This is a genomic window from Cupriavidus nantongensis, assembly GCF_041726985.1.
Lineage (GTDB): Bacteria > Pseudomonadota > Gammaproteobacteria > Burkholderiales > Burkholderiaceae > Cupriavidus > Cupriavidus nantongensis_A.
Genome location: NZ_CP168303.1, coordinates 26123 through 49459, shown reverse-complemented (window position 1 = coordinate 49459; position 23337 = coordinate 26123). Strand labels below are relative to the sequence as shown.

The window sequence follows — 23337 nt, the reverse complement described above, 5'->3', positions numbered from 1 at the left end:
AGTACTGCTAGTGGTATGCCTGTGCCTGCCCTCTCCCCCGGCCCCTCTCCCGCAAGCGGGCGAGGGGAGAAAACCAGCGGCATGGATAGAGCCTGCGTTACTCCGTCAGCATCCGCACCTTCACCTTCTTGCCCTTGACCTTGCCGGCATTGAGCCGCTTCACCGCCTCGCGCCCGATGCTGCGCTCGACGGCGATATAGGTGGACATTTCCAGCACATTGATCTTGCCGATCTGCTCCTTGGCAAAGCCCGCCTCGCCGGTCAGCGCGCCCAGGATATCGCCCGGGCGGATCTTTTCCTTGCGGCCGCCCAGCATCTGCAGCGTCACCATCGGCGGCAGCAGGCGCTCGGTGCTGGCCGGCGTCAGCTCGGCCAGCGCATGCCATTCGAACTCGCCGCCGTGGTGCTGCTCCAGGTTACCCACGCGCCCCATCTCGTCCATGCTGACCAGGCTGAAGGCCCAGCCCTCCTGGTCGGCGCGGCCGGTGCGGCCGATGCGATGCACGTGGACTTCCGGGTCGGGCGTGATCTCGACATTGATCACCGCCTCGAGCTGGGCGATATCCAGCCCGCGCGCGGCCACGTCGGTGGCGACCAGCACCGAGCAGCTGCGGTTGGCAAACTGCACCAGCACCTGGTCGCGCTCGCGCTGCTCCAGTTCGCCATGCAGCGCCAGCGCCTGGTAGCCCTGCGCGCGCAGCAGCTCCACCAACTCCCGGCAGCGCGCCTTGGTGTTGCAGAACGCCAGCGTGCTGGCAGGCCGGAAGTGGTCCAGCAGCCGCGCCACGGCGTTCAGGCGTTCACTCTCTTCCACCTCGTAGAAGCGCTGGCGGATGGTGCTGTTGTCGTGCGTGGACTCCAGCTTGAGCGCCTGCGGATTGCGCAGGAAGCGGTGGCTGAGCTTGTCGATGCCGGGCGGGTAAGTCGCGGAAAACAGCAGCGTCTGCCGGTCTTTCGGGCACCGGCTTGCGACATAGGCAATGTCGTCGAAGAACCCCATGTCGAGCATGCGGTCCGCTTCGTCCAGCACCAGCGTGTTGATGCCCGACAGGTCCAGGCTGCCGCGATCGATGTGATCCAGGATGCGGCCCGGCGTGCCGACCACGATATGCGCGCCATGGATCAGGCTGTCGACCTGCGGGCGCATCGGCGCGCCGCCGCACAGCGTCAGCACCTTGATGTTCTCTTCGGCGCGCGCCAGGCGGCGGATCTCCTGCGTGACCTGGTCGGCCAGCTCGCGCGTCGGGCACAGCACCATGGCCTGCACGTCGAAGCGGCGCGGATCGAGCCGGTGCAGCAGCGCCAGCCCGAACGCCGCGGTCTTGCCGCTGCCGGTCTTGGCCTGCGCCACCAGGTCCTGGCCGGCCAATGTGATCGGCAGGCTGGCCGCCTGGACCGGCGTCATTTCGTCATAGCCCAGCTGCGCCAGCGTGGCGAGCATGGCGGGCGACAGGGGCAGGGTGGAGAAAGCGGGGCCGGCTGGCGGCTGCGCGGGGGCTTGGACGGGGGTCGAGTTCATGCGCGATTATAGCGATCCGGCGTCAGGCATCCGCGGCGGCGGGCGGGGTCCAGCTCAGCCGCTCCAGCAAGGCCTGGGCGGCGGCCGGCGCGCGTTCCTTGGCACCGTTGATGAAGAAGATAAAGACCTCGCGCTGGCGTGCCGCGGGCTTGCGGTCCTCCAGCATCGGCAGGTCGTCCGGCTGCGCGCCCTGCGCCCATGACTGCGCGCGCGCGGCCCATTGGTCGAGCGCCTTCGGACCATAGCCGGTCTGCAGCTTCGCGTTGCTTTCCATCAGGCGCGCGTAGACAAAGTCCGCGGTCAGGTCCGCCATCGACGGGAATTTCTGCGCATCGGTGAAGACCGTGGCGGCCTGGTACTTGCGCGCGAGCTTGAGGTAGTCCGGCGACATGAAACTGTCGTGCCGCACCTCCAGCACGTGGCGCAGTTTCACGCCTTCCACGGATGCGGGCAGCAATTGCAGGAAGGCCTCGAAGTCTTCCGCGTCGAACTGCTTGGTCGGCGCGAACTGCCACACCACGGGCCCCAGCTTGCGACCGAGTTCGGCAATGCCGCTGTCGATAAAGCGCGCGACCGACTCGCCGGACTCCGCCAGCACGCGGCGGTTGGTGGCAAAGCGCGACGCCTTCACCGCAAAGACAAAGTCATCGGGGGTCTCGTCGCGCCACTTGGCGAACGAGGTGCGCTTTTGCGTGCCGTGATAGGTGCTGTTGATCTCGATGGCGCTGAGGTGTCGGCTGGCATAGGCCAGCTCACGCGCCTGCGGCAATTTGGCGGGATAGAAATTGTCGCGCCACGGCGCGTAGTTCCAGCCGCCGATGCCGACGCGCACCAAGCTGGCCGGTCCGGCGGCCTTGCGCGAGGGCGCGGTCGATGGAGCTTTGGTTGCGGCTTTTGTTGCGGCTTTGGCTGCGGCCGCAGAGGCTGCGGCAGGCGTGGCTGCGGCCTTCGCCGCGGTGCGTGCTGGCATGGCGCGATCTCCCGAGACGCGAGACTGGCAGTCTAGCGGGAAACCGCCCGATGCGGTAACGGCGCGGTGGCGATGCCGCCAAACCGGTCGCCCATAAAAAAACCGGAAGAGGGCAATGCCCCCTTCCGGCCCCGCTCCCCGATCCCCCGGGTTTCAGAACGAGAAGTTCAGCAGCACGTCCGCGATGTTGACGTCCGCGGGCTGCGTCTGCACGGCCCCGCTGACGCTGGTGGCCTGGATGCTGTACTTGCCAGCCGCGGCGCCATCCGGCGACAGCGGGATCGGCAGCGCGGCCTGGTAGGTGCCGATCACCGGCGCGGCCACCGGCAGCGCCGGTTCGGTCGCGAACAGGCTGTAGGCGCCGGTATCGCTTGCCGCTGCGGTTGCGGCGATTTCAAAGGTGCCGCCGTTGACGAGCTGCAGCGCGCGCAGCGTGGCTTCGGCCGAAGCCGGCGCCACTGCGCCCGAGACGCGGCGATAGGTCGAGGCCGGCAGCGTCATCGGCGCCGCGGCGGTCGAGATCGCCGTGGGCGTACCCACCACCACCGGCACGCCGCGCACGATGCCCGCCGCCTTGGCGTTGGCCGCACCCGGCACCACCACCACGTCGACCGGACCGGCCGTGCTGCTTTGCTCGATCGGCGACAGGCGGAAGCTGCCGTTGGCATCGGCCACGGTCGACTTCACCACCACGCCGTTGCGTTCGGCATAGACGCGCGCCCCCGGGGCCGCGGCCACCACGCCATTGACTTCGCCGCTGACGGTCATCGGGATTGCGGTCACCACCGGCTTCAGGCCATAGGTGCCATTGCCGCGCGTCACCACCGATTTGCAGGCGTCGAAGTCCAGCACCAGATCGGTCAGCGTGTCGCGCGCCACCGTGAACGGACGATTGATCTTGATGCCCGACTGCACCGCGCTGGGCGTGTCGAGCGGCTGCTCGGCGCCACCGACAGGCACGACCGAATTGGCCAGGGCCGAGGCACCGCTGCCGCGGTTGGCATCCAGCACCAGGCGCACCTGCTGGTAGTTGCCGGCCGGCAGTGCGGTCTGGCCCAGCACCGTCATCACGCCGTTGGTCAGCGACAGCAGGTCGATCCTGCGCGCGGGCACGACGTCGATATCGACCCAGCCCCCGGCGCTGGGCTCGGCGCTGGCGCTGCTGTGCACGCGCACCTTGTTGACGGTGACGAAGACATTGTTGAAACCGCAGGCCGGCGCATCGGTCATCGACACCTGCAGCGTGCCGCGCCCGGCATCGCCATCATCACCGCCGCCACCGCCGCAGGCGGCCAGCGCAAGAACGCCGCTCAACGCGAGCAGGCGCAACGGTGCAGAAGTGTTGGGAAGGAATGACACGGTGATATCTCCGCTTATTGTTTGTGGGTTGATCGGAGCATATGTCGCAGTTCGCATATCCGTTGTAAATCTTTGTAATGCGTTGTGAAAAAGTCCGTGCATAGCTTTGCATGGGCGCTGAGGGAGATCCCAGACGATCGCAACGGTATGCGGTGCATTGTCTCGTCAACGCATGACACCGCGCGCGAATGCATCACATCGCTCAAGTCGGGAGGCCGCGCTCCGTATACAGCGGAGTGGAAATCCCACGCTGCAGATTCCTGCAAACGCCCCCAATGATTCCTTACGAAGGATTCCCCTTGATGTTCACTACCATCCGCGCGCGGATCGTGGCCCTGTGCGTCGCCATCGTGGTCGCCGCGCTCGCCATCAACACAGCACTGAACCAGTTCGTTGCCAATCGCCACAACGAAGACGCCATCGACAGCAGCCTGGCCGCGGTGCAAAGCGGCCACGCCAGCGCCATCGTCGACTGGGTGGCCTCGCACAGCCGGATGATCGAGTCGCTGCAGGACGCCGTGCTGCAGCCCGAACCCGATGCTGCGCTCAAACAGATCGCCCAGGCCGGCGGCTTTACTAACGTCTACGTCGGCTACGCGGACAAGACCGCGAAGTTCTCCAACCCGCAAGGCATCCCGCCCGGCTACGACCCCACCGGCCGCCCGTGGTACCAGCAGGCTGCTGCGGCCGGCAAACCCGTGGTCACGCCGCCTTACGTCGATGCCGGCACCGGCAAGCTGGTGGTGGCGTTTGCCGCGCCGGTGGTGCGCGACGGCGCCGTGCGGGCCGTGGTGTCCGGCGATGTGGCGATGGATGCGGTGATCGCCAACGTCAAGGCGATCCACCCGTCACCGGCCAGCTTCGGCATGCTGGTGGCACGCAACGGCGACATCGTCGCCCACGCCGACGACAAGCTCACGCTCAAGCCCGTCACGGAGCTCGTGCCGGCGCTGAGCGCCGACAAGCTCGCCGCACTGGCCGGCGCAAAGACGCCGCTGGAAGTCGACGTGCACGGCAGCACCAAGCTGCTCGGCGCGCGCGCCATCCCCGGCACCGACTGGCTGGTCATCGTCGCGCTGGACAAGGCCGAGGCCACCGCCGGCATGCGCTCCGTGCTGATCGCGTCGGTGATCGCGCTGGTGCTGATCGCCGGCGTGGCCGCGGCCGTGGTGTGGGGCGTGGCGACGATGTCGCTGCGCGGCTTGTCCACCGTGCGCGATGCCATGGACGCGATCGGCTCCGGCGATGGCGACCTGACCCAGCGCCTGCCCGCCGACGGCAACGACGAGGTCGCGCAGATCGCGCGCGCCTTCAACACCTTCGCCGACAAGCTCTGCACCATCATGCGCCAGATCCGCGACGCCAGCGAATCGGTGCGCGCCGCGTCCGACGAAATCGCAGCCGGCAACATGGACCTGTCGCGCCGCACCGAGTCCGCCGCCGCCAGCCTGCAGCAGACCGCCGCGTCGATGGAAGAGATCACCGCCACCGTCGGCCAGTCGGCCAGCTCGGCGCAGCACGCCAACGCATCCGTCGCCGCGGCCTCGCGCGTGGCCGGCGACGGCGGCGTGGTGATCGGCGAAGTGATCAGCACCATGGGCCAGATCGAGACCGCGTCGGTCAAGGTGTCGGACATCATCGGCGTGATCGAGGGCATCGCCTTCCAGACCAACATCCTGGCGCTGAACGCAGCCGTCGAAGCCGCCCGCGCCGGCGACCAGGGCAGGGGCTTCGCCGTGGTCGCCGGCGAAGTGCGCGCGCTGGCGCAGCGCAGCGCCCAGGCCGCGCGCGAGATCAAGACCCTGATCGAGACCACCGTGGGCAGCGTCGCGTCGGGTTCCGAACAGGTCCGCCGCGCAGGGGACACCATGGGCGAGATCGTCAGCAACGTTTCGAAAGTGACCGGAATCATTAACGAGATCACTCACGCGACGATGGAACAGACCCGCGGCATTCAAGAGGTGAATATGGCGGTGAGCCAGCTCGACCAGATGGTGCAGCAGAACGCGGCACTGGTGGAGCAGTCGACCGCCGCGGCGGCGGCGCTGCAGACGCAGGCCGGCAGCCTTGCGGGGGCGGTGGGGCAGTTCAGGCTGGGCTGAGATTCCCGGCACTCATCGGGCTTTGGCGGGCGGCACGGGCGCCCGCTCACGCCGCCCGCCGAGCGCGCCCGTGCCCGCCGCCTGCACGATGCGCCGGAACGTCGGGCATTCCATATGGCTGGGCGCCGGACACACCGCCGCGTGCCGCAGCCCGTCGCGCATCGCCGTCAGCTTGCGGATGGTGCGGTCCAACTCGTCGGCCTTGGCGGCCAGCATCTGGCGGTCAATGCGCGGCTGGCCCTGCGGCGAGAACATGCGCGCGATGTCGTCCAGCGAGAAGCCGGCCGCCCGTCCCAGCGCGATCAGCGCCAGCCGCTCCAGCACCCCCGCATCGAACACGCGCCGCATGCCGCGCCGGCCGGTCGACGCAATCAGCCCCTTTTCCTCGTAGTACCGCAGCGTCGAGGCCGGCACCCCGGCCTGCCGGGCCACTTCCGCAATATCCAGGCTTTTCACCGCTTGACCTCAAGTCGACTTGAACTGGCACAGTGTAGCTTCCAGCCACGCAAGGGGTAAGACCATGGGTGAACAACGGCAAATCAGCGGCAACGGCGGCGAGCAGGCCGCACTGTGGAACGGCGCATCGGGCCAGGCATGGGTGGAGCACCAGGGCCTGCTGGACGATATGTTCCGGCCTTTGGAGGACCAACTGGTCCAGGCCGCCGGCGCCGCCGCGGCGCAACGCATCCTCGACGTCGGCTGCGGCACCGGCAGCACCACGCTGGCGCTGGCACGGCGCTTGGGCGAGAATGACCACTGCACCGGCATCGACATTTCCGCGCCGATGCTCGCCGCCGCGCGCTCCCGCGCGCAACGCGAGGGCATCAACGCAAGCTTTGTCCACGCCGATGCGCAGGAACACACTTTCGCGCCGGCAAGCTTCGACATGATCGTGTCGCGCCTGGGCGTGATGTTCTTCAGCGATCCGGTGCGCGCCTTCGCCAACCTGCGCTGGGCTGCGACATCCGACGCCACGCTGCACTGCATCGCCTGGCGCAGCGCTGCCGAAAACCCGTTCATGACCACCGCCGAGCGCGCGGCCGCGCCGCTGCTGCCGAATTTGCCCGCGCGGCAGCCAGACGCGCCCGGGCAGTTTGCCTTCGGCAACCGCGAACGCGTACTGTCGATCCTGCAGGCGAGCGGCTGGGGCGATATCGAGATCCGTCCGACCGACGTGATTTGCACCCTGCCGGAGCCGGCCCTGGCCGGCTACCTGTCCCGGCTCGGGCCGGTCGGGCTGGCGCTGCAAGGCGCCGACACCACCACGCGCGAGCGCGTCGCCGCCACCGTGCGCGCCGCGTTCGAGCCTTACGTGCAGGGCGACACCGTGCGCTACACCGCGGCGTGCTGGACCATCACGGCGCGCGCGACGGCGGCCGCGTCGCGCAATGGCCCGGGCTCGGACCATGCCTGATCACACCACGCAGTACCAGCCTAACGCCTGTGCCACTCACTCCGGCACCGGATACTTCCTCGCATTGATTTCCATCTTCGCCCGCACCGCGGCGTCGAGGTCCACGCCGAGCGCCGTCACCAGCTGGGTCAGATAGATGGTGATATCCGCCAGCTCCTGCTCAACGTGTTCGCGCTTGGTCGTGGACATGATGGCGCGCGATTCGTCCTCGGTCTGCCACTGGAAGATCTCGACCAGTTCCGAGACCTCGACGCTCAGCGCCATCGCCAGGTTCTTGGGGCTGTGGTACTTGCCCCAGTGGCGGGCTTCGCCGAAGTCATAGGCGGCTTGCTGGAGGTTGTTGATATCGATCAGGGGCATGGTGGTGTGGCGAAGGCTTTGTCTAACAGCACGCACGAGCGGGAAGGGATGGCTTCGGCGGTTCAAGCGCCGAGCAGTCGGCGCGCCAGCAAGGCCTGGAGGTCGCGCCGGCCATCGGCGATGACATAGATGATCACGCTGTCGTCCACCAGGCGGTAGATCACGCGATAGGGCTTGAATGCGGTCTGGCGATATTCCCGGATACCCAGCGCGATCACCTCGGCAGGGTAGCTCCCCTTCTCGGGGAAGCGCGAGATCTGATCCACCACCTCCAGCAACCGGTCCAGCACGTAGTCTGCATTCTCGACACAGTCGAATTCCGCAATGTAGTCGTGGATGGATTCCAGATCCTGTTCGGCCCCGGCGGTAAGCAGGACTTCATGGCGCTTGCCGCCCGCCGCCATCAGCCGGCGGCCCGCTTGCTGCGCAGGCGCGCGACCACGTCCTTGACAGGCTTGAGCTTGCCGGCGGCGATTTCCTGGTTGCCCAGCGCCAGGATCTTGAGCAGGGCCAGGGTTTCTTGCGTCTGCTCGAACGACGCAACGTCCTGCAGTACCGCGCGAGCCTCGCCGTTCTGGGTGATCACCAGCGGCTCGCGCCGCTCGTTGACCTGCTCCAGCACCTCGGCGGCATTGGCCTTCAGGTAGCTGATCGGCTTGACCTGGGAAGAGTAGCGCATGATGTGAGCCTGATTGTGCAATGGACCGAATATAGACTTTATTCGGTCCTGCAACAACCGGCGCCAGCCGTGCGATTTTTGCCCAACACGAAGCGGCGCCTCACGCACCCGCCCTCACAATTTCCGATCCACCAAGGGTTATCCCTAGGCAATCATTCCCATTTTCCGGGACTGGCGGTTTTGATTTCCGGGAATCCGGTCCTATTCTTGGGCCCCATGTTGAATGCTGTCGACCCAACCATCGCCCAGGAGCCGGCGGCTCCCACTTCCGTCGAATCCGCCCAGCCCGCCGGCGGCGCCGATCGCGTGCTGTTCGTGCTGGCCGCTCTGGCGCACCACGGCGCGCCGATTACGGTGCGTGAGCTGGTAGCCCGGACCGGCCTGCCCAAGAGCACGCTCTACCGCCAGCTGATGCTGCTCAAGCGCTGGGGCTTCGTGCTGGAATCCGACGGCGAATACGCGCCAGGCCCGATCAGCCTGCAGCTCGCGCTGGGGTTCGACATGGCCTCGCACCTGGCCCGCGAAGCGCTGCCCGACATGCGGTTGCTGGCGCAGCAGTCCGACGAAAGCGTCGGACTGGTGGTTGCGGTCAAGGACCACGCGGTGTGCCTGGAGATGGTGGAAAGCCGCCAGTCGCTGCGCTGCTCGTTCGAGAAGGGCCGCGGCGTGCCGCTGCGCGCGGGCGCATCGGCCAAGTCGCTGCTCGCCTTCATGCACGACGATGCGCGCGAGCGCGTGGTCCGGGCCCAGTGCGAGCCGGCCGAAGCCGAAACCCTGCTGGCAGAACTCACCGCGATTCGCGGCACCGGCTATGCCGTCAGCGAAGGCGAGGTCGATCCGGGCGTGTGGGGCGTGAGCGCCCCGCTGTTCTCGCGGCGCGCCAAGGCCGAGGCGCTTGGCGCGATCACGCTGATGGTGCCGGCGACGCGCCGACAGGGGCGCGAAAGCGCGCTGATCGACATGACCGTGGCGGCAGCCATGCGGATTTCCGCGCGGCTGCAGTCGTACTGAACACAGCCAAGCAATTTTTACCGCACCGTCCGCAGCCTGCGCGACGGCAGATTTCCCGTTCCCGGAAAAAAGGAGACCCCATGAACCTTCGTCGCAAATGCCTGATCGCCGGCCTCTCGGCCGTGGCCGGACTGACCTTCGGCACCGCCGCGCATGCGCAGGACAGCAACGTGCTGCGCGTCGCCACCGACGCCACCTTCCCGCCGATGGAATTCATCGAGAACGGCAAGCGCACCGGCTTTGACGTCGAGCTGGTCGAGGCCATGGCCAAGACCATGGGCAAGCAGGTGGAATGGACCAATATCGACTTCAAGGGCCTGATCCCGGGCCTGGTCTCGCGCCGCTTCGACATGGCCGTGTCCGGCATCTACATCACCCCCGAGCGCCGCAAGGTGGTGGACTTTACCGAGCCTTACTACACCGGCGGCCTGGTGGCGCTGGTCAAGAGCGGCAACACCGCCATCAACAAGCCGGAAGACCTGAACGGCAAGAAGGTCAGCGTGCAGGTAGGGACCAAGTCGGTCAGCTTCCTGCGCGACACCTATCCGCAGGTGCAGCGTGTGGAAGTCGAGAAGAACCAGGAAATGTTCAACCTGGTCGAGATCGGCCGCGCCGATGCCGCCGTGACCGGCAAGCCAGCGGCGATGCAGTACGTCAAGACCCGCGGTGGCCTGCGCATGGTGGAGCAGCAACTGACCACCGAGGAATACGGCATGGCCGTGCGCAAGGACACGCCCGAGCTGACCCGCGCGCTGAACGCCGCGCTGGCCAAGGTCAAGGCCGATGGCACCTACGCGAAGCTGACCCAGAAGTGGTTCGGCAGCGCCGCCAAGTAAGCCACGCGGACCGAGATCATGGAACTGGATTTTTCTCCTGTCTTCGCCGGGTGGTCTGACATCCTGCACGGCGCCGTCATCACCGTGCAGGTGACGGCCTGCGCGCTGGTGCTGGGCTGCGTGATGGGCCTGCTGGTCGGCATCGGCCGGCTGGACCCGAAGCGCCGCGTCATCTACAGCATCTGCACCGCCTATGTGACCTTCATTCGCGGCACGCCGCTGCTGGTGCAGCTGTTCCTGCTGTTCTTCGGGTTGCCGCAGTTCAACATCCTGTTGCCGGCCTTTGTGTGCGGCGTGATGGGGCTGGGCATCTATTCCGGTGCCTATGTTTCAGAGATCGTGCGCGGCGCGATCCAGTCCGTCGACAAGGGCCAGATGGAGGCGGCGCGCTCTATCGGCATGTCGTCCGGCCAGGCCATGCGCGCGATCATCCTGCCGCAGGCCATCGTGCGCATGATCCCGCCGCTGGGCAACGAATTCATCGCGCTGATCAAGAACTCGGCGCTAGTGTCGTTGCTGACCATTGCCGACCTGATGCACGAGGGCCAGAAGATCATCAGCGTGTCGTACCGGTCGCTGGAGGTCTACCTGGCGATCGCGCTGGTGTATCTGATCCTGACTAGCGCGGCCGGGCTGATCCTGCGCCGCGCCGAACAACGGCTGCGCATGGGAGGCATGGTGCAATGAGCGATTCCGCAATCATCCGGATCCGCAACCTGGGCAAATCGTTCGGCAGCCATACGGTGCTGCGCGGCATCGACTTCGATGTGGAGCCGTCGCAGGTGGTGGTGGTGATCGGCCCCAGCGGCTCGGGCAAGAGCACCTTCCTGCGCTGCTGCAACGGCCTGGAGCAGCCCGAGGCCGGCACCATCGATATCGTCGGCAAGCGCCTGGTGACCGATGGCCAGCTGATCGACGAGCAGGGGCTGAACCAGCTGCGCACCGAAGTGGGCATGGTGTTCCAGTCGTTCAACCTGTTCCCGCACCTGTCGGTGCTGAACAACGTCACGGTAGGGCCGCGCATGCTGCGCGGCGTCTCGCGCGAAGACGCCGAGCGCAAGGCAATGAGCCTGCTCGAGAAAGTCGGCCTGGCGCACAAGGCGCACGCCATGCCGGCCAGCCTGTCCGGTGGCCAGAAACAGCGCGTGGCCATCGCCCGCGCGCTGGCGATGGAGCCCCGCGTGATGCTGTTCGACGAGCCAACTTCCGCGCTGGATCCGGAACTGGTCGGTGAAGTGCTGCAGGTGATGAAGGTGCTCGCCGCCGAGGGCATGACCATGGTCGTGGTCACCCATGAAATGGGCTTCGCCCGCGAAGTGGCCGACGTGGTGGTGGTCATGGACGGCGGCGGCATCATCGAGGCCGGGCCGCCGTCGGTAATCTTCTCCGCGCCGACGCAGGAACGCACGCGCGGCTTCCTGCAGGCGGTGCTGACGCGGTCGTGAGGATGGCAGTGACGCAAAACCCCTGGCAGGGCCGTATCGACCACGGTGAACAAGGCGACACCACGCGGCTGTTCCGCATCGTGCAGGCGCTGGATCCCTCGGACACCGCGCCGCTGGGCCACGCGCCGGTATTGCTCGGCTTCCGCTGCGATGCCGGCGTGCTGCGCAACCAGGGCCGCCCCGGCGCTGCCCACGGCCCCGACGCCATCCGCCAGGCGCTGGCCAATGTGCCGGCGCACGGCCTGTCGGCGCTGTTCGACGCCGGCAATGTCAGCTGCGACGACGGCGAGCTGGAGTCGGCCCAGCAGGCGCTGGCAGATGCCGTCAGCGCCGTGCTGGCGCGCGGCGGCTTTCCGCTGGTGCTGGGCGGCGGGCATGAAGTGGCGTGGGGCACGTGGCAGGGCCTGCGCGCGCATCTGGACGCGCAGCAAGACGCCGGCCGCGTGCTGATCGTCAATATCGACGCCCACTTCGACCTGCGCACCAGCCGGCCCGCCAGCTCCGGCACGCCGTTCGACCAGATCGCCCATGCCTGCGCCGAACGCGGCCAGCCGTTCGACTATGTCTGCCTGGGCGTCAGCCGCCTCAGCAATACGCCAGCGCTGTTCGGCCGCGCCGAGGCGCTGGGCGTCTGCTACGTTGAGGACGTCGACATGCAGGAACGCCACCTCGCAGTGCGGCTGGCGGAGTTGTCCGCCCGCATCAATGCCGTGGACCACGTGTACCTGACCATAGACCTCGACGCGCTGCCGGGCGCGGTGATGCCGGGCGTGTCGGCGCCCGCGGCCTACGGCGTGCCGTTGTCCGTGGTGGAGGAAGTCGTACAGCTGGTCCGCCGCAGCGGCAAGCTGCGCGTGGCTGACCTGGCGGAGTACAACCCCCAGTACGACCGCGACCACCTGGGCGCGCGCGTGGCGGCGCGGCTGGCCTGGCGCCTGCTGCGCTGAAGCGCGGGCCATAGACCCTGCCGGCAGTTGGCAGGCGCCGCGCGCGGCGATAGTATTGCCCTTCGCTAGATTTAGCGATTCTGATCAGAATTGATAAAGCCAGGCAACGGCAGTCCTGCGCCGGCGCGGCCGCTACCGCGTCTGGGGACCGCCGCTTGCCGTTTCTCGGGCGGAAGGGTCTGCGTGATCGAACAAATCGTCATCGTCGGTTTCGGCTGCATCGGCCAGGCCGTGCTGCCGCTGCTGGAGCGGGCCTGGCCGCGGGCAGCGATCACCGTGGTCGACCGCGTGCTGGACCGCGCGCGCCAGGAACTGGTCGCCCGGCATGGGCTGCACGCCATCCAGGCCACCATCACTGCGGCCAACTATGAAACCATGCTGGTCCCGCTGCTGCGGCCCGGCGCCTTCCTGCTGAACCTGGCGCCGTCCGTCTGCAGCCGCGACCTGATCGCACTGGCGCAGGGACGCGGCGCGTTCTATGTCGATGCCGGCATCGAGCCCTGGGACTATGCAGCCGATCCGCAGGCCTCGCACCTGAGCAACTACGCGCTGCGCCACGAGATGCTGGCCTTCGCCCGCGGCCGCGAGGCGCTGCCGACCGCGCTGGTGGCGCATGGCGCCAATCCCGGACTAGTTTCGGTGCTGGTAAAAGCCGCACTGATGGCACTGGCCGGCAAGGCCGGATTGAATCAGCCGGAGCCCAGCGATCGCGCCGCGTGGGCCGCGCTGGCCCACACGCTGGACGTGCGCGTGATCCAGGTCGCCGAATATGACAGCCAGCAGGCCCCCGGTTACCCGCGCGACGGCGAGTTCGCCAACACCTGGTCCGCCGAAGGCTTTATCACCGAATGCCTGCAGGACGCCGAACTCGGCTGGGGCAGCCATGAGCCCGCGCTGCCGCCCGACGGCTACCGCCACGGCTACGGCGACGCGGCGATCGCGCTGGACCGGCCGGGCCATCGCACGCGCGTGCGCTCGTGGTCGCCGGTGCATGGCTCCTTCGACGCCTACCTGATCACGCACAACGAATCGATCTCGATCGCCGAGTACCTGACCGACACGCGCGCCGGCCAGCTGCTGTATCGCCCCACCGTCTACTACGCCTATCGCCCCACCGCCGCCACGCAGGCCTCGATGCAATGGCTCGACGACCGCGCCGCGCCGCGCGTGCGTGGCGAGCGCATCCTGCGCGACGAAATCCAGTGCGGTGAAGATGAGCTCGGCGTGCTGCTGATGAGCGGCCGGCACGGCGCGGTCTGGCATGGCTCGCGCCTGTCGGTGCAGCGCGCGCGTGCGCTGGCGCCGTACAACACCGCCACCAGCCTGCAGGTGGCATCGAGCCTGGTCGCCGGCATGCAATGGATCCTGGCCCATCCGTCCCGCGGCGTGGTGGAATCCGATGCGCTCGACTTCCGCCCCGTACTGGCCGATGCCGCGCACTGGTGGGCGCCGCTCAGCATCGAATTTACCGACTGGCTGCCGCGCCCTGGCGCCGCCACGCTCGCCTTCACCGACTTCCTGCTGGACGACACCAAGGTCCGGCCCGATCCCTCCCTGCTGGCCCTTGCCTGTTGATGCAACGCATCCCGCAAACCCCGCGCCGCAACTGGCCGCGCGAACTCGAGAAGGTGGGCTTCCACTTCCATTCGCTGGACGAGTTCAACGTCCCGCGCGAAGTCGATGACCACACCTTCTTCTACTGGCGCGAAGACGCTGCCTACGCCTTCAGCAAGCAGGAGGTGGAAACGCTCTATGCCGCCGCGTACGACCTGAACCAGCGCTGCCTGGAAGCCGTGCAGCACGTCATCGACCACGACCTGTTCGCGCGCCTGGCGATCGACCAGGACTTCGCGCAACTGATCCGCACCTCGTGGGACCGCGACGAGCCCACGCTGTTCGGCCGCTTCGACATGACGCTGGACCAGCACGGCGTGCCCAAGCTGTACGAGTTCAACGCCGACACCCCGACATCGCTGATCGAATCCGCCGTCGCCCAGTGGTACTGGAAAGACGCCGTGCAGCCGCAGGCCGACCAGTTCAACAGCCTGCACGACGCCCTGGTGGCGCGCTGGCAATGGCTGCGCAACCACTACCGCAACGCCAGCCTGCTGCACCTTGCCTGCATGTTCGACAGCCAGGAAGACGTCTGCAACACCGAGTACCTGATGGACACCGCGCTGCAGGCAGGCTGGTCCGTCAAGCTGATCGACCTGCAAGACATCGGCACCGACGGCCGCGGCAACTTCTACGACGCCGACAACGTGCCCGTCGAAGTCATGTTCAAGCTGTATCCCTGGGAATGGATGGCCACCTCCGACTACCGCGACCAGCTGGCGCACAGCCCCGTGCGCTGGGTCGAGCCGCCGTGGAAGGCGGTGCTGTCCAACAAGGCCATTCTGCCCATCCTGTGGGAACTGTTTCCCGGACATCCGAACCTGATCGAAGCCAGCTTCGACGCAGGCCACTTCGCCGGCCGCCCTCATGCGAAAAAACCCTTCCTGTCGCGCGAAGGCGAAAGCGTGACGCTGCTCACGCCGGAAGGCGATCACGTCCACAACCCTGGCGAGTACGGCGAGGAAGGCTTCATCTACCAGGCCTACGAACCGGCGCGGCGCTTTGACGGGCGCTACACCACGCTGGGCGTCTGGATCGTCGACGACGTGCCCAGCGGCCTGTGCGTTCGCGAAGAGTCCGGGCCCATCGCCAAGAACACCAGCTTCTTCGTCCCCCACTACTTCACCCACGCGTAAGCCATGGCCAACAAGAAGAAGGGCACCAAACGCTCCAAGTACGGCAGCCCATACATGCCCGGCCGGGGCGGGTCCGGCGGCCCGTCGCCGCGCATCGCCGCCTACCAGGCCGAACAGAAGAAGCAGGGCGGCTCGCCCGCGCTGTGGATCGTCGGCGCCTGCGCCGTGGTCGCCGGCGTGGCGGTGCTCGGCTCCTGCAGCGACGACGCCGACGACGACCCCGGCGTGACCGTGCGCCGCGCCAGCTACGCCACGCTGGAAGACTGCGAGGCCGACTGGAACACGCCCAACGACTGCGAAAGCGTGCCGCTCGACGACCCCAGCACCATCTATAGCTCCAGCCTCAACGCCCCGGCCAGCGAAGCCGCCGGCTCCGGCACCACGCACGGCAGCAGCGCGTACTACGCACGCTGGTACGGCCCGTACTACACCACCAGCGGCACCGTCTACCACCCCAACGGCACCCAGACCCAGCGCGATATGACGGCCGGCCCGCTGCGCCCGATGCAGGTCTACGACCGCAACGGCACGCCCACGCAGTCCTTCACCAATGCCACGCCACGCGCCGCCATGGTCGAAGAAGCCACGGTGCGCCGCAGCTCGCTAAGCGGCGGACGCTCCATGGGCCTGACCATGCGCTCCGCCGCCGTCTCCCGCGCACCGGTGGTATCGCGCGGCGGCTTCACCAGCCGCTTCGGCAGCTCCGGGCGCTCCGGCGGCGGCTGAATGCCGTTTGCCCAACGCCATCCCGCACGCAAACCCCTGACAACTGACAACGAGTCCATCCAATGGTCAATACCATGCACCCGGCGCTTGCCTACCTGATCTACATCGTCACCAGCTTTGCCATGCTGGGGTTGTTCCTGCTGGTCTATACGCGGGTCACGCCACATCGGGAATTCACGCTGATCCGCGAGGGCAATATCGCGGCGGCATTGTCGCTGGGTGGGGCGGTGCTGGGGTTCTCGCTGACGCTGTCGTCGAGCATCCAGCACAACGCTACGTTTGCGATGTTCTTGCTGTGGGCGTTTGGGGCGTTTGCGGTGCAGGTCGTGGCTTACCTGGTGGCGGCGCGGGCGCTGGGGGGTGTCAGTGAGGCGATTGCCAGTGATAACCGGGGGGTGGGGGCGGTGATGGGGGTGATTTCGTTGTCGGTGGGGGTGGTTAATGCGGCTTGTTTGACGTGAGGCGAACCGAGTTTCGAGACTCTGCTCCCCAATATTCCCTCTCCTCGCTTTATACGACCTACTATCCCCAGGCGCCCGCTGCAGACCCTGGGGAGAGAGGCCGCGCCGCTTACTTTGCCGGGGCCTTGACTACATCGCCCGTGTAGCTCAGCGATGCGAGATCTGCCTTGGCCTTCTCAGGCGTCTCCAGTTCCAGCACGACGCGGCCCACCATCAAGCCCATCGACGGCGAACTGCGCACGTACTTCGTCTCGCCGGCGTCAAGAACGAAGCTCAGCGTCTTTTCGGTTTCAGTCGAAGCCGAGGCCACGTACTTGCCGGCAGGGCGATCCACAAAGAAGAAGCCACCGGGCTTGGACTCGCCCACTACCTCGTTGTTCAGACGCAGATCCGGTTGGATCGCCGCGCCGAACATCGATGCCGAGCGCAGGAAGTAGACCCGGCCGTCACCTTGCTTCAGCGTCGGAATCGACGCCTCCATGTCGGCGTGTTTTACGCCGGAAGCACACCCGGCCAGCAGTGACGACACCGCCAGTCCGGCGAACAGCATGCGTGCGACCCGTTTCATTCTGATTCTCCCAAGTTCAAAGGTACTGCTGTGGATAGCGGGGAATAGTTCTGTTCCCCGGGCAAATAGAAGCCCATCAGGGTCTGGTTATGGATGACCAGGTAGGCTTCGTGTACCTGGCGGCCTTCGATTGTGAAGATGGTGCCGACGGGCCGGAATACATCGCCCTGTGGAATGCGGCCTGCTTTCGACCAGACTGACTTTTCAGGCAGCGTGCGGGAATAGCCAGTGTCAAGTTTGATGGTGGTGGCGCTCAGGATCTGGATGCGTCGGGCGGCCGCGCTTGGTTGGGTGACCTCGATAGCCGATGGGGCCGTTGCAATCATCGGGGCACAGGCAGCAAGCGCTAAGCAACATCCAGCAGCAAGTCCATATCGCCGCATGTGGTGTGGGAATGACAATTTCACTCGGGTAACCGTTTGAATCGATATTTTGAAAAATGCTTGGCCGTGCCAGTAGGAATCCCGGCCTCAGCTTCTGGTCACTACGGAGACATCTCGATTACTTCAAGGCGTCCGTAGCGCTATTCGCAGCGCTAACTTTGGGGCAAAAGTAACAAGCGGACTCCAGGGCAAATATAGGGCCCTTCTTAATTCTTATCGAACCTTACATTTCGTTGGCTGACTTCAACGGATTCACGCAGAAACGGCAGCATCGAAACATATCAGCTGAACCTTGACGTAGGCCATTTTTATAGCCCCGCCGATATGGATGATGAGACGACATGGCGTACCGCGAAGCCTGCTCAATCGGCTCCCGCCCTACTATCGCTATCGAATCGGCGTCAGTAGCGCCGGAGCACCGAACCCATCGAGCCGGGCATTGCTTTTTCCAAAGAAGCTTTCCCAGAACGCCTTCAACGCCTCAATACTTTGTGGCGAACGATAAGAGGCTGCTGCGTTTCGCGCTCCCTTCGGCTCTGGAACAATCCCGGCGCCCATCACATATACGGATGCCCCACCAAAGTCCGCACGCACGTTCGCCTTCTCGACCTTGCGCAACTCCTGCGCAGGGTCGATATGCCGCATGCGTTCCTGGCTGTAGAAGCTCGATACCGAGGAGTTCTCCAGCATGTCCGACACGATCAGTACAGTCTTCTGCTGGGCCGGCACCTCTCGTACCGCCTGCGATACCGCGGCAACGCTTGCCAGCACGTCGGACCGAGCCAGCGCTTCGCTGCTTCCGTGCAGGGCTGCCCGAACCGAGTCGGCCACCAGCCTGGTGCCGTAAGCGTATTGCGACTTCAGGCACGCATCGAAGCTCTTTAGCGTCTTGACCGCCGTGGCATCCCGCACGGACTGGTCGAGCAGCGGTGCCTCTAAAGTTCCGGCCGCCAACTGCTGCAGGTATCGGCCTTGCGAATAAGCGGAGAAGCTGTAGACACGGAATGACGTTCCTGGTTTCAGCAGGCCCTGCAGGTGGCGGCCCAACTCCGCAACGAGCTTGTCGTCCAACACCGTAGTCTGGTCGATCATCAGGAACAGGGCGCGCTGTGCCGATGCCGGGACGCCGAGCTGGTTGGCGGCATAGCAACTCGGCATGTCCGGTGCGGCCAGAGCGGGTCCGCACAGCAGTGTGGTGGCCAGCGCAAGCCATGCTGCGCAGCCTCGCATGCCTGCGACGGATACTTTCGCCATGTCAGAGAAGGGCTTCCAGGCGTGCACGTTCGGCTTCCTTGTTGCGTTCTTCTTCATCCTTGCGGGCTTGCTCGTCGGCGAGTCGGGCGGCTTCCTGTGCCGCCTTGCGCTCGGCAAGACTCGCCGTGACGTCGTCGCGCACATGGTCCGGAAGGCTCTGGAGCAACGCCACGGCGTCCGCCTTGCGCCCGGCGGCGGTCATGGCATCGATGCGCGCGAGCACGCTCGCGGTATCGGCGAGGTTTTCAACCGCCGGCGGGATGGTGGCCTGCGACGGGACGCCGGCAGCAGTGACGCGCGAGCGCGACGTGCGCGCATCCATCAGGTAGTCGTCGAAGGTATGCTCGAGCCGCAGGCCATCGTTGGCGCGCCGTTCGCTCATTTTCTGCTGCAAGGTCTGCAGCTTCGACTGAGCGACCTGCATCAGCGGTGTGAAGAATGCGAGGTAATCGTCATAGGTTGAGAGGCCACGCGTGCCGCGGTAGGCAGCCTGGCTTTCCTTACCGGCGAAGCCCCACTTATAACCGCCGGCGATGCCGACCAGCTGCGTGATGGCAAAGATGAACGCGAGCATCAGGAAGGCGGCGAGGCCTTCGTCGGCATAAGCGGCATGGCCATCGGCCATGGCCTTGTCATCAGCCTTCTGCTGTTCCTGGCGAAGTTCGTCCGGCAGCGACTGGCCGAGCTTGTCGAACGGATTGCCCGCGCCGGGCGCTTCGGAGACGAGGGCGGTTTGTGCAGTGCGCTCGGCCTCCAGGTGTTTGACACGCATCACGGTGGAAACGACCGAGACAAAGACGATGATGACCGCCGCCACACCCACCATGAAATAGCTCCGACTGGTGCCCACGCGGTTCACGCACTGCTTGTACTCGGGCTCAGCATCATCCTTCTCTTGCGGGTCGTTCAGCTTGATGTTGTGGCTGGCAAACTTGCCCGGCTGGCCCTCGCCGCGCCACTCCGAGTCGGCCTTGGCGATCAGGTTGCTGCGGTAGAGCTGGTGGCCGGCACTGTGCATCACGAACACAAAGATCACGCACAGCACGAACACGATCGCCCACATCAGCAACTGGCGCGCGTTCTCGCTACCGCCTTCGCCGGCCATCCACGTGCCCAGCATGTACGAGAAGCCGAGGCCTTCGGCAAGCACCAGCACGCACAAAAGCCCCATCATCCATCCCGGCGTCGGCGAACGCCCCAGGTCGTGCGCCTTGGACAGATAGGTCAGCCGCTTATTGAACTCTTCCTCCGTGGTGAAATGGATGAACTGCTTGTAGGCGTCGCACAGCGTGCGCTCGGACAACGTCCAGGACTTGTCCTTGGCGAAGCGCGTGGTGTCGCGGGACAGCCGCGCGATCTTGCCGATCAGCGGCAGGCTGTACCAGAGGTTCATCAATGCGAAGTCGATCCGAAACTTGTTGCCCAGGTACACCACCAGCAACACCGCGAGAGCGAGCGCCGAGTTCAGCGCCGCAAGGTTGTCATTGATCCATTGACTCATTGTCTTGTTCTTTGTGGATTGTTAATCAGATCTTGCCTCCCGCCATGCGCGGATTGAACGCGGCGGAGTAGCTGTTGCCGTCTTTGTCGTAGCGCAGCCACGAGCCACGCGCCTGGTCAGGCGAGGCATGCGGGATCACGATGTCGAGGCATTGCAGCGGCGCCTTGTTGACGAAGACGCGATAGAGCAGGCCCTTGTCGCCACGGTAGGTGTTCACCTGTGCTTCGGTGCGCAGGTCAGCGGTCTGTTTCGCGTCGTGATAGTCCCGATAGACCAGCACTTCAGGCCGGCGCGCCGGCGCGCCACCGTCACGCAACACCGCCACGCCTTTCAGCGCTACCAGATGACCGTTGACGGTATCCGTCCAGATGGTGTTGTACAGACCGGGCATGTAGTCGGCAGTGCGATAGGCCTTGTCGTCGCTGAGCGACTTCACTGCGCGCGCCTCGCGTGGCCGGTCCTGGTCGCAGCGAGCCAGCGGCGTGTCGGCTACCGCGGACGAGATCAAGGCGAAGCCGCCTTGCCGGTCAAGCTTGCCGAGATCTGGCACCATCGCGCTGCGGCCCGAAGGGGTGCCACCGAAGTCAAACGATGGCGTGCTTGCCGTAGCGGTCTGCGGCGCGGGACTCTTCTTCTGCGTTACGGCAGACGGGACCGAGGTAGTACCCGAGGCCATGGCTGGCTGTTTATCGTGCCGCGCCTTTGCTGTGTCGCTGTGCGCCCCGCTTTGCCGCATCGGGCGGTTGGAAGCGGTGCGTGCAGAGGGGTGTGATTTCTCTCGGTCACCCTCGCGAGTAGTCGCTGCCGATTTTGATTGCGTTGCGCCGCCCGATGCGCCGCCTTCCATGCCAGGCTGCACTCGCTCAGCGGAGGATTCGCGATAGAAGGCCACGTTGGGCCGGCGCGCGTCCAGATACTTCGCGAAGGCCGCTTCGTCGGTCACATCCACGATTTCGACGCGGCGATTCTTTGCCCGTCCCGCTTCGTCGCGATTGTCGGCCAAGGGCATCGTTTCCCCGGCGCCCTGGTAATAGAGCTGCGCTTCCGCGACGCCCGCATCACGGAACAGCGCGGCAACGGTACGCGCTCGCTGCTCCGACAACTCGGCATTAAGCCTGGAACTACCGGTATCGTCGGTATGCCCGATCAGCAGGATGCGCCGCGACTTCAGCGCCTCGACGGCCTGCCGCTCCTGTGTCGTGGATTTGGGGCCAAGCTGCCTGGCCTGCGCCGCAAAGGCGTACTGCTGGGCAATCTCTGTGAAGGCAACCCGAGCTTCCGGCGCGAGCGTGCTGGACCCCGAAGCAAACTGGGCGGTGCCGCCAGTACCCGTATCCCGCACCGACACGGACATGCCGATGCCGCCCTGTTCAGGCTCGCGCGATGCCGCCGCCATCGCACTGCCATCGGCTGCAATGTCGACCATTGTGACATCCAGCCCGTGCTTCTTTGCAATGCGCGACAACTCACAACGGCGGCGATCCATGTCCGCCCCGATCAGCCCACCCAGCGCCGCACCGACACCCGCGCCAACCAGTGTGCCGACCTTCTTGTTGCTCGATACGACATTACCAAGCACGGCTCCCGCGATAACACCCGCTGCGATCCCGATATTGCGGGCGTTATTGGAGCAAGGGTCATCGCTGGCAAAGGTTTCCTTCAGATAAGCTCCCGGGGCGGTAGCGCATCCGGTAACCATCGAACAGGCAACCGCCAAGCTGGTCCACCGCCACAGGGTGGCTGCCTTTGCCGTCCTTCGTGTCGCGCGGTGTGAGCCGCCAACCGTTTTCTTGTTCTCGTTGTGCATCGATGACCTCTGTTTCCTGGAACGCCTTGCCCGATCCAATGACAGGCACAATGGGGCGCCACGAGAATATCGGCGGATGCTGGGGAAACTTGAGGGCAGGTCCGACCGCGGAGGCGGTGGCACTCTGATAGGGGAATGGGCGGGCATCGGCCCGGCGTCGATGTTAGTGGCCGGAGGTGTGCGTGCCAACCCTCCAAGGGCCATGCTTGAGTGGGGTGCGAGCCGAAGGCCGGTACAACGTCGCGACCCACGCCCCCCGGTTTTCTACTCAAGCTCTTCCTCTACGAGTACGCCGGAAGGCGCGGTCTGTTGACGTTTTCATCGGCAGGCGGCGGCGCAATTGTGGCCCGGAATGGCGACCGTTGGATAATCCAGCAATCAACGATCTGGAGATCCCTGCATTGAGACGAAACACACGCTGGATTCGCCTTACCCTGGCGCTGGTCGGTGCCATCCTGCTCGGCGATGCCGTCGCACTGATGAGCATGGGGCTGTTCAACTTCGGCATCACGTTGCCGGCGTGCATTGGCATCGCGTTCCTGCTGCTCGCGTTGTGCTGGGACGGCGTCGCGCGATGGCGGAAGGCGGATCGGCGGCGACAGTGGCTTTGGCGTGCTGGATGGTTAGCGTTTGTTGTGTGGCTGGTCACGGTCGGCGTTTTCTTTTATGGCGTCCGCAGCGGCATGGGCGCTTCCGTGCCCGCGGGGACGGCGGTGAAGGCGATCGTCGTTCTTGGATCTGGTACCCCTAACTGCAAGGCGTCGCCAACGTTGATTGCGCGACTGGATCAGGGACTGGTGCAGGCGCGAAGGTGGCCGGACGCCAAGATCGTAGTGAGCGGTGGTCAGGACTTTGGACTGCAGTGTGTCGAGGCGGACATCATGGCCGACTACCTCGTTGCGCGTGGCATCGCGGCCGACAGGGTGATGCGCGAAGGACGCAGTACCAGTACCGAGGAGAACCTGGTGTTCAGCCGGCGGTTGCTGGAGGGCCAGGGCGTTGATGCCACCGACCCCATCGTGGTGGTGACCAGCGACTTCCATGTACGGCGCGCGGTGCAGATTGCAGGGAAGGCAGGCTTCAGCAAAGTCGCCGGAGTCGGCGCTGGAACGCCGATCTACCTTCGATATAACGCCTGGCTTCGCGAGTACTTCGCTGCGATCAGCGGATGGGTGTTGAGGGAGTATTGAGGCTTCCGCGTCCCAGCGGGGCATGATCACGACGTGACGCTTTCGGCGCACGCTG

The 23337-nt window shown here is 65.8% G+C and carries 24 protein-coding genes; 12 read left to right on the top strand and 12 right to left on the bottom strand.

Features of this window, described 5'->3' with window-relative positions:
• Window positions 1-97: 97 nt before the first annotated feature.
• The 3 genes from dbpA to ACEI37_RS11190 form a co-directional block, all read right to left on the bottom strand.
• Window positions 98-1519 carry an ATP-dependent RNA helicase DbpA gene (dbpA, locus tag ACEI37_RS11200; RefSeq protein WP_373378950.1) on the bottom strand — a complete coding sequence of 474 codons (1422 nt, stop codon included), beginning with the start codon at window positions 1517-1519 and terminating at the stop codon, window positions 98-100.
• Window positions 1520-1541: 22 nt separating this feature from the next.
• Window positions 1542-2489, bottom strand: a complete 948-nt coding sequence (locus ACEI37_RS11195) for a DUF72 domain-containing protein (RefSeq protein WP_373378949.1) — start codon at window positions 2487-2489, stop codon at window positions 1542-1544.
• Between the two features lie 153 nt (window positions 2490-2642).
• The gene (locus ACEI37_RS11190) at window positions 2643-3848 is read right to left on the bottom strand and encodes a DUF4382 domain-containing protein (protein ID WP_373378948.1); all 1206 of its coding nucleotides are present in this window, start codon (window positions 3846-3848) and stop codon (window positions 2643-2645) included.
• A gap of 302 nt (window positions 3849-4150) precedes the next feature.
• Here ACEI37_RS11190 and ACEI37_RS11185 point away from each other — a divergent pair, with 302 nt between their 5' ends.
• On the top strand, window positions 4151-5950 hold the full coding sequence (locus tag ACEI37_RS11185) for a methyl-accepting chemotaxis protein (protein WP_373378947.1): 1800 nt from the start codon (window positions 4151-4153) through the stop codon (window positions 5948-5950).
• Between the two features lie 12 nt (window positions 5951-5962).
• Here the strand turns inward: ACEI37_RS11185 and ACEI37_RS11180 are convergent, their stop codons facing one another.
• Window positions 5963-6406: a helix-turn-helix domain-containing protein gene (locus tag ACEI37_RS11180; RefSeq protein ID WP_373378946.1), complete on the bottom strand. Its 444-nt coding sequence runs from the start codon at window positions 6404-6406 to the stop codon at window positions 5963-5965.
• 64 nt (window positions 6407-6470) lie between these two features.
• On the opposite strand from ACEI37_RS11180, the gene ACEI37_RS11175 reads away from it, so the two are divergent.
• The gene (locus ACEI37_RS11175; protein WP_373378945.1) at window positions 6471-7364 is read left to right on the top strand and encodes a class I SAM-dependent methyltransferase; all 894 of its coding nucleotides are present in this window, start codon (window positions 6471-6473) and stop codon (window positions 7362-7364) included.
• Between the two features lie 36 nt (window positions 7365-7400).
• On the opposite strand, the gene ACEI37_RS11170 is transcribed toward ACEI37_RS11175, so the two are convergent.
• The 3 genes from ACEI37_RS11170 to ACEI37_RS11160 all read right to left on the bottom strand — a co-directional run bounded on the left by ACEI37_RS11170 (window position 7401) and on the right by ACEI37_RS11160 (window position 8403).
• A complete protein-coding gene (locus ACEI37_RS11170) occupies window positions 7401-7724 on the bottom strand; it encodes a nucleotide pyrophosphohydrolase (protein WP_373378944.1) in 324 nt (107 codons plus the stop codon).
• A gap of 62 nt (window positions 7725-7786) precedes the next feature.
• The gene (locus ACEI37_RS11165; protein ID WP_373378943.1) at window positions 7787-8128 is read right to left on the bottom strand and encodes a type II toxin-antitoxin system RelE/ParE family toxin; all 342 of its coding nucleotides are present in this window, start codon (window positions 8126-8128) and stop codon (window positions 7787-7789) included.
• Window positions 8128-8403: a type II toxin-antitoxin system Phd/YefM family antitoxin gene (locus tag ACEI37_RS11160; RefSeq protein WP_062796107.1), complete on the bottom strand. Its 276-nt coding sequence runs from the start codon at window positions 8401-8403 to the stop codon at window positions 8128-8130. The genes ACEI37_RS11165 and ACEI37_RS11160 overlap by 1 nt, the downstream gene beginning before the upstream one ends.
• A 216-nt stretch (window positions 8404-8619) precedes the next feature.
• On the opposite strand from ACEI37_RS11160, the gene ACEI37_RS11155 reads away from it, so the two are divergent.
• From ACEI37_RS11155 to ACEI37_RS11115, 9 genes are all read left to right on the top strand, one after another.
• Window positions 8620-9414, top strand: a complete 795-nt coding sequence (locus ACEI37_RS11155; RefSeq protein WP_373378942.1) for an IclR family transcriptional regulator — start codon at window positions 8620-8622, stop codon at window positions 9412-9414.
• 80 nt (window positions 9415-9494) lie between these two features.
• Window positions 9495-10250, top strand: a complete 756-nt coding sequence (locus ACEI37_RS11150) for a glutamine ABC transporter substrate-binding protein (protein WP_373378941.1) — start codon at window positions 9495-9497, stop codon at window positions 10248-10250.
• Between the two features lie 18 nt (window positions 10251-10268).
• A complete protein-coding gene (locus ACEI37_RS11145) occupies window positions 10269-10937 on the top strand; it encodes an amino acid ABC transporter permease (RefSeq protein ID WP_373378940.1) in 669 nt (222 codons plus the stop codon).
• Window positions 10934-11695 carry an amino acid ABC transporter ATP-binding protein gene (locus tag ACEI37_RS11140; protein WP_373378939.1) on the top strand — a complete coding sequence of 254 codons (762 nt, stop codon included), beginning with the start codon at window positions 10934-10936 and terminating at the stop codon, window positions 11693-11695. The genes ACEI37_RS11145 and ACEI37_RS11140 overlap by 4 nt, the downstream gene beginning before the upstream one ends.
• 2 nt (window positions 11696-11697) lie before the next feature.
• Window positions 11698-12642, top strand: a complete 945-nt coding sequence (gene hutG, locus ACEI37_RS11135) for a formimidoylglutamase (protein WP_373378938.1) — start codon at window positions 11698-11700, stop codon at window positions 12640-12642.
• Window positions 12643-12825: 183 nt separating this feature from the next.
• A complete protein-coding gene (locus ACEI37_RS11130; RefSeq protein ID WP_373378937.1) occupies window positions 12826-14217 on the top strand; it encodes a saccharopine dehydrogenase NADP-binding domain-containing protein in 1392 nt (463 codons plus the stop codon).
• Window positions 14217-15392, top strand: a complete 1176-nt coding sequence (locus tag ACEI37_RS11125; RefSeq protein WP_373380328.1) for a glutathionylspermidine synthase family protein — start codon at window positions 14217-14219, stop codon at window positions 15390-15392. The genes ACEI37_RS11130 and ACEI37_RS11125 overlap by 1 nt, the downstream gene beginning before the upstream one ends.
• A 3-nt stretch (window positions 15393-15395) precedes the next feature.
• Window positions 15396-16118: a hypothetical protein gene (locus ACEI37_RS11120; protein ID WP_373378936.1), complete on the top strand. Its 723-nt coding sequence runs from the start codon at window positions 15396-15398 to the stop codon at window positions 16116-16118.
• A 62-nt stretch (window positions 16119-16180) separates the two neighbouring features.
• A complete protein-coding gene (locus tag ACEI37_RS11115) occupies window positions 16181-16579 on the top strand; it encodes a DUF350 domain-containing protein (RefSeq protein WP_373378935.1) in 399 nt (132 codons plus the stop codon).
• Between the two features lie 109 nt (window positions 16580-16688).
• On the opposite strand, the gene ACEI37_RS11110 is transcribed toward ACEI37_RS11115, so the two are convergent.
• The 5 genes from ACEI37_RS11110 to ACEI37_RS11090 form a co-directional block, all read right to left on the bottom strand.
• Window positions 16689-17147, bottom strand: a complete 459-nt coding sequence (locus ACEI37_RS11110; protein WP_265922425.1) for a DUF2846 domain-containing protein — start codon at window positions 17145-17147, stop codon at window positions 16689-16691.
• Window positions 17144-17473: a hypothetical protein gene (locus ACEI37_RS11105; RefSeq protein ID WP_373378934.1), complete on the bottom strand. Its 330-nt coding sequence runs from the start codon at window positions 17471-17473 to the stop codon at window positions 17144-17146. Before ACEI37_RS11105 ends, ACEI37_RS11110 begins: the two co-directional genes overlap by 4 nt.
• A gap of 444 nt (window positions 17474-17917) precedes the next feature.
• Window positions 17918-18841 carry a hypothetical protein gene (locus tag ACEI37_RS11100; RefSeq protein WP_373378933.1) on the bottom strand — a complete coding sequence of 308 codons (924 nt, stop codon included), beginning with the start codon at window positions 18839-18841 and terminating at the stop codon, window positions 17918-17920.
• Entirely contained in the window at window positions 18786-20285 is a 1500-nt protein-coding gene (locus ACEI37_RS11095) for a hypothetical protein (RefSeq protein ID WP_373378932.1), read from the bottom strand. Before ACEI37_RS11095 ends, ACEI37_RS11100 begins: the two co-directional genes overlap by 56 nt.
• A 25-nt stretch (window positions 20286-20310) precedes the next feature.
• Window positions 20311-22092, bottom strand: coding sequence for an OmpA family protein (locus tag ACEI37_RS11090; protein ID WP_373378931.1), 1782 nt, complete (start codon window positions 22090-22092; stop codon window positions 20311-20313).
• Between the two features lie 362 nt (window positions 22093-22454).
• On the opposite strand from ACEI37_RS11090, the gene ACEI37_RS11085 reads away from it, so the two are divergent.
• Complete coding sequence (locus ACEI37_RS11085) at window positions 22455-23282, top strand: YdcF family protein (protein ID WP_373378930.1); 828 nt, start codon at window positions 22455-22457, stop codon at window positions 23280-23282.
• Window positions 23283-23337: the final 55 nt, after the last annotated feature.

Excerpts from the sequence above, each read along its gene's own strand:
- dbpA (WP_373378950.1), bottom strand. The coding sequence starts at position 1,519 with ATGAACTCGACCCCCGTCCAAGCCCCCGCGCAGCCGCCAGCCGGCCCC.
- ACEI37_RS11195 (WP_373378949.1), bottom strand. The coding sequence starts at position 2,489 with ATGCCAGCACGCACCGCGGCGAAGGCCGCAGCCACGCCTGCCGCAGCC.
- ACEI37_RS11185 (WP_373378947.1), top strand. The coding sequence starts at position 4,151 with ATGTTCACTACCATCCGCGCGCGGATCGTGGCCCTGTGCGTCGCCATC.
- ACEI37_RS11175 (WP_373378945.1), top strand. The coding sequence starts at position 6,471 with ATGGGTGAACAACGGCAAATCAGCGGCAACGGCGGCGAGCAGGCCGCA.
- ACEI37_RS11170 (WP_373378944.1), bottom strand. The coding sequence starts at position 7,724 with ATGCCCCTGATCGATATCAACAACCTCCAGCAAGCCGCCTATGACTTC.
- ACEI37_RS11165 (WP_373378943.1), bottom strand. The coding sequence starts at position 8,128 with ATGGCGGCGGGCGGCAAGCGCCATGAAGTCCTGCTTACCGCCGGGGCC.
- ACEI37_RS11160 (WP_062796107.1), bottom strand. The coding sequence starts at position 8,403 with ATGCGCTACTCTTCCCAGGTCAAGCCGATCAGCTACCTGAAGGCCAAT.
- ACEI37_RS11155 (WP_373378942.1), top strand. The coding sequence starts at position 8,620 with ATGTTGAATGCTGTCGACCCAACCATCGCCCAGGAGCCGGCGGCTCCC.
- ACEI37_RS11150 (WP_373378941.1), top strand. The coding sequence starts at position 9,495 with ATGAACCTTCGTCGCAAATGCCTGATCGCCGGCCTCTCGGCCGTGGCC.
- ACEI37_RS11145 (WP_373378940.1), top strand. The coding sequence starts at position 10,269 with ATGGAACTGGATTTTTCTCCTGTCTTCGCCGGGTGGTCTGACATCCTG.
- ACEI37_RS11140 (WP_373378939.1), top strand. The coding sequence starts at position 10,934 with ATGAGCGATTCCGCAATCATCCGGATCCGCAACCTGGGCAAATCGTTC.
- hutG (WP_373378938.1), top strand. The coding sequence starts at position 11,698 with ATGGCAGTGACGCAAAACCCCTGGCAGGGCCGTATCGACCACGGTGAA.
- ACEI37_RS11125 (WP_373380328.1), top strand. The coding sequence starts at position 14,217 with ATGCAACGCATCCCGCAAACCCCGCGCCGCAACTGGCCGCGCGAACTC.
- ACEI37_RS11120 (WP_373378936.1), top strand. The coding sequence starts at position 15,396 with ATGGCCAACAAGAAGAAGGGCACCAAACGCTCCAAGTACGGCAGCCCA.
- ACEI37_RS11115 (WP_373378935.1), top strand. The coding sequence starts at position 16,181 with ATGGTCAATACCATGCACCCGGCGCTTGCCTACCTGATCTACATCGTC.
- ACEI37_RS11110 (WP_265922425.1), bottom strand. The coding sequence starts at position 17,147 with ATGAAACGGGTCGCACGCATGCTGTTCGCCGGACTGGCGGTGTCGTCA.
- ACEI37_RS11105 (WP_373378934.1), bottom strand. The coding sequence starts at position 17,473 with ATGATTGCAACGGCCCCATCGGCTATCGAGGTCACCCAACCAAGCGCG.
- ACEI37_RS11100 (WP_373378933.1), bottom strand. The coding sequence starts at position 18,841 with ATGAAGAAGAACGCAACAAGGAAGCCGAACGTGCACGCCTGGAAGCCC.
- ACEI37_RS11095 (WP_373378932.1), bottom strand. The coding sequence starts at position 20,285 with ATGAGTCAATGGATCAATGACAACCTTGCGGCGCTGAACTCGGCGCTC.
- ACEI37_RS11090 (WP_373378931.1), bottom strand. The coding sequence starts at position 22,092 with ATGCACAACGAGAACAAGAAAACGGTTGGCGGCTCACACCGCGCGACA.